4 protein-coding genes are annotated in these 4637 nt (G+C 74.9%); all 4 read left to right on the forward strand.

The window, feature by feature from the left end; genetic code table 11:
• On the forward strand, positions 1-916 hold a 916-nt coding region (locus tag AOK16_RS23470; protein ID WP_338058502.1), incomplete at its 5' end, for a transketolase.
• The gene (locus AOK16_RS23475) at positions 913-1869 is read left to right on the forward strand and encodes a transketolase family protein (RefSeq protein WP_055474135.1); all 957 of its coding nucleotides are present in this window, start codon (positions 913-915) and stop codon (positions 1867-1869) included. The genes AOK16_RS23470 and AOK16_RS23475, both read left to right, overlap by 4 nt.
• A complete protein-coding gene (locus AOK16_RS23480; RefSeq protein ID WP_055474136.1) occupies positions 1866-3380 on the forward strand; it encodes an FGGY family carbohydrate kinase in 1515 nt (504 codons plus the stop codon). The genes AOK16_RS23475 and AOK16_RS23480 overlap by 4 nt, the downstream gene beginning before the upstream one ends.
• A 68-nt stretch (positions 3381-3448) precedes the next feature.
• Positions 3449-4417: a sugar phosphate isomerase/epimerase family protein gene (locus AOK16_RS23485; protein WP_055474137.1), complete on the forward strand. Its 969-nt coding sequence runs from the start codon at positions 3449-3451 to the stop codon at positions 4415-4417.
• The last annotated feature ends 220 nt before the right edge of the window (positions 4418-4637 follow it).

Consider the following 4637-nt stretch of genomic DNA (forward strand, 5'->3'; position numbering starts at 1 on the left):
CCCGTCCCCCGACCGAACGGAACGCCACATGACGCTCAAGCCCGTGCCCGGCAGCGCGCAGCGGCTGCGCCTGCTGCGCCGCTCCCTGGCCGGGGCGCCGCCCGCCGAGCGGCGCGCCCGGCTCGCCGCGATCTCCGACGCGATACGGCGCCGGGACCTGGAGATGATCCGGCACGCCGGCATGGGGCACGTCGGCGGCGACTTCTCGGCCGTCGACGTCCTCACCGTGCTCTACGTGCTCGTCCTCGACTGCGACCCGGAGCGCCCCGAGGCGCCGGAACGGGACCGGTTCATCCAGAGCAAGGGCCACAGCTCGGGCGCGCTGTACGCCACGCTCTCGTACGCCGGGTTCTTCCCCGACGCCGAACTGGACACCTACATGGACCCGTTGTCGCCGCTCGGCGGCCACCCCGACCGGCGCGAGGTGCCCGGTGTCGAGACCAACACCGGCCCGCTGGGCCACGGCCTGCCCGTCGCCGTCGGCGCGGCGATCGCCGCCCGGCTCGACGGGAGCCCGCGGCGCGTCATCGTCCTGACCGGCGACGGCGAACTCCAGGAGGGCAGCAACTGGGAGGCGGCCCTCACCGCCGCCCACCGCGGCCTGGACAACCTCACCGTCGTCGTCGACCGCAACCGGCTGCAGCAGGGTGCCAGGACCGAGGACACCGCCGCGCTGGAGCCGCTGGCCGACAAGTGGGCCGCCTTCGGCTTTGCCGTACGCGGCGTCGACGGCCACGACCACGAGGCCCTGTACGAGGCACTGACCGCGCCACCGGAACCCGGCCGCCCGACCTGCCTGATCGCCCGGACCGAGAAGGGCCACGGCGTGTCCTTCATGGCCGACCGGGTCGAGTGGCACCACCGCGTACCGACTGCCGAGGAGACCGTACGCGCCATGGCGGAGCTGGCCGGATGAGCGCCGGGACCGGGGAGCGGGCGCTGCACGACTGCCGCGCGGCGTTCTCGGCGACGCTGCTGGAACTGGCCCGGGAGGACGAGCGGGTGGTGGCCGTGTGCAACGACTCCGTCGGATCCAGCGGGCTGGGGGAGTTCGCGGCCGAGCTCCCGGACCGGCTGATCAACGTCGGCATCGCCGAGCAGACCATGGTCGGCGTCGGGGCGGGCCTGGCGGGCGGCGGGCGCGTCCCGTTCGTCTGCGCCGCCGCCCCGTTCCTCACCGGCCGGGCCCTGGAGCAGATCAAGGCCGACGTGGCCTACTCCCGGGCCAACGTGAAGCTGTGCGGTATGAGCCCCGGGCTGGCCTACGGGCCGCTCGGGCCGACCCACCACAGCATCGAGGACCTGGCCTGGACGCGGGCGCTGGCCGACCTGACCGTCGTGGTCCCCGCTGATCCGGCCGAGACCGCGGAGGCGGTGCGCTGGGCGCTGGCCCACGACGGGCCGGTCTTCCTCCGGATCGGCCGCACCCCCGTACCCGAACTCGCCCCGCACGTCCCGTTCACGCCGGGCCGCGCCGCCGTGCTCCGGCAGGGCGCGGACATCACGCTCATCGGCACGGGCACGACCGTGGCCATTGTGCTGGCGGCCGCCGAACGGCTGGCCGCGCGGGGGATCGGGGCCCGCGTGCTGAACATGTCGACGGTCAGCCCGCTGGACGAGCGGGCCGTGCTCGACGCCGCCGAGGAGACCGGCCGCATCGTCACCGTCGAGGAGCACACCGTACGCGGCGGCCTCGGCGGCGCCGTCGCGGAGACGGTCGTCACCCACCGCCCCGTGCCCATGCGGATCCTGGGCGTGCCCGGGGTGTTCGCCCCCACCGGCAGCCCCCGCTTCCTCTTTGAGCACTTCGGTCTGACCGCCGCGGGCGCCGAGCGCGCCGCGCTCGAACTCCTCGGGCCGGTGACGTGACCACCCCCGCGATCCTTGCCCTGGACCAGGGGACCAGCGGTACGAAGGCGCTGCTGCTGGACGCCGGCGGCACCGTGCGCGCCACTGCCATGCGCCCGTTGTCCCAGGCGCACCCCGGCCCCGGCAGGGTCGAGCAGGACCCGGAGGAGCTGTGGGCGAGCGTCGCCGGCGCGGCGGGTGACCTGCTGTCGGCCCACCCGGACGCCGATATCGCGGGCGTGGCGCTCAGCACTCAGCGTGAGTCGGTGCTCGCCTGGGAGACGGCGACCGGCAACCCGCTCTCCCCGCTGCTCAGTTGGCAGGACCGCCGAGGCGCCGCCCGCTGCGCGCGGCTGGCGGCCGGGGACGAGGCCGAGGAGATCACCGCCCGCACCGGGCTGCCCGTGGACCCCATGTTCTCCGCCACCAAGGCCGCGGCCCTGCTGGACGGACTCGACCCGGACCGCGGTGCCTCCCGCGCCGGGCGCATCCGGGTGGGCACGGTCGACGCCTGGCTGCTGCGCCGTATCACCGGCCGCGACGCCACCGAGCTCGGCAACGCCTCCCGCACCCAGTTGCTCGACCTCGACACCGGCGCGTACAGCCCATACCTCTTGGACCTGTTCGGCGTCCCCGGCTCCGCGCTGCCGCAACCGGTCCCGTCCACCGGCCCGTTCGGCCCGGCCGATGGGCTGCCCGGGATGCGTACGGGGGTGCCGCTGGCCGCCGTGCTCGCCGACTCCCACGCCGCCCTGTTCGCGCACAGCGCCGGCCGGGCGGGCGTCCTCAAGGCCACCTACGGCAGCGGCTCCTCGCTGATGGCGCTCGCGCCCGACCCGCGTACGGCCGAGCTGCCCCCCGGTCTCGCCCGCACCATCGCCTGGCAGTCGGCGGGGGAGCCGCCCGCCCGGGCGCTGGAGGCGAACATCGCCGCCTCCGGCACCGCCGTGCGCTGGGCCGCGCGGCTGCTGGGCACCGACGAGGCCGCCGTCGCCGCCCTCGCCGACCAGGCGGAGGAGACCACCGCCGTCCTCGTCCCCGCCTTCGAAGGGCTCGGCGCGCCCTACTGGGACCGGGAGGCGGTGGCCGTGCTCAGCGGCTTCTCCCAGGCCGCTCCGCGTGCCGCCGTCGCCCGTGCCGCCATCGAGTCGGTCGCGTTCCAAGTCGCCGAGACCGCCGCGCTGTTCGACCGCGCCCTCGGCCCCGTACCCGAGCTGTACGCGGATGGCGGGGCCAGCGCCAACGCCTCGCTGATGCGGCTCCAGGCCGACCTGTGCGCCCGGCCCGTACGCGTCAGTGCCCACCCGGAGACCTCCGCGCTGGGCGCGGCGCACCTCGCCGGGCTGAGCCTCGGACTGTGGACCGCCGAGGAGCTGCGGCGGCGCTCCAGGGTGAGTACCACCGCGGTGGAACCCGGCCGGGGCGCGGCCTGGCGCGCCGAGCGTCTGGAGCGCTGGCGGGACGCGGTCCGCCGCTCCCGCCCCACCTCCCCGCGACCGTACCCGTCCCTGCGACCGCACCTGTCTTCGTGATTGCACCCGTCCCTGTGAACCACCCCGTGAACCCAGCCGACAAGTCGACACAGTCAGGAGCCGAGCGGATGGCACACCTCACCTTCGGAGCGGGAATCTGGGCGTTCGGCCGGATCGTCGACCGGTACGCGACCGACGGCTACGGCCCCGAGCGGTCCACGGCCGGCATGCTCGAACTGGCCGCCCAGGTCGACGGCCTGGAGTACCTCGACATCAACCACCCCTTCGCGGAAGAAGACCTGGCGCCCAAGACCGTGGCGTCCATGCTTGACGGCCTCGGCCTGAAGGCCCGCGCCGTCACCCCGCACCTCTACACCCGCCGGTTCGCCCGCGGCGCGTTCACCAACCCCGACCCCGCCGTGCGCCGTGCGGCCAAGGACCGGGTCCACGCGGCGGTGGAGGCGGCCGCCGAACTGGGCGCCGGATACGTCAAGTTCTGGCCCGGACAGGACGGCTTCGACATGCCGGGCCAGGCCGACTACCCCCGGCTGTGGGAGCTGACCGTGGAGGCGATACGGGAGCTGGCCGCCGCCCACCCCGAGACGCGGTTCGCCATCGAGTACAAGCCGAAGGAGCCCCGCGTACAGATCACCCTCGGGAACGCGGCCACGACCCTGCTCGCCATCGGCGAGGCCGGAGTGGACAACCTTGGCATCGTGCTCGACTTCGGCCACTCCCTGATGGCGGGGGAGGCCCCGGCCGAGGCGCTGCAACTCGTCCACCGGCACGGCCGCCTGGAGTCCGCCGAGCTCAACGACAACTGGCGCGGCTGGGACGACGATCTGCCGGTGGCCTCCGTGCACCTCTTCGAGACCGTCGAGTTCCTGCTTGCGCTGCGCCGCATCGGCTGGGACCGGCCGGTGCTGCTGGACCAGTTCCCGTTCCGTGAGGACCCCGTAGAGGCCCTGTCGCACTCCATCCGCACCATCCGGCGGCTGGACGCGGCGTGCGAGCGGATCGACCTCGCGGCGCTGGGCGAGGCCCAGGAGCGGCAGGACGCGGTGGCGGCGCAGCGGATCCTGTGGTCGGCGATCTAGCCGATGCCCGGTGCTGCTCCCCTGCCCGGCCTCCTTCAGCCACCGCTGGGGGTGCCGCCATCCCGAACCGGGGCTTCGCCCCGGGCCCTGGTGCTCAGGCGCCGGCCGGGCCCGATTCGGCGCCATCATCCGGTGGTCGGGGACCCTCCCGAAAAGCGTCGGGAGGCCGAGGGGTCGCCCCCGGTTTCGGGACGGGGGCACCCCCGGCGGCAGCTGGGGG

Origin of the sequence: Streptomyces pathocidini (genome assembly GCF_001418495.1) — a bacterium.
GTDB lineage: Bacteria > Actinomycetota > Actinomycetes > Streptomycetales > Streptomycetaceae > Streptomyces > Streptomyces pathocidini.

Bases quoted from the DNA above. Each gene is read 5' to 3' on its own strand.
- AOK16_RS23485 (WP_055474137.1), top strand. From the start codon at position 3,449: ATGGCACACCTCACCTTCGGAGCGGGAATCTGGGCGTTCGGCCGGATC.
- AOK16_RS23475 (WP_055474135.1), top strand. From the start codon at position 913: ATGAGCGCCGGGACCGGGGAGCGGGCGCTGCACGACTGCCGCGCGGCG.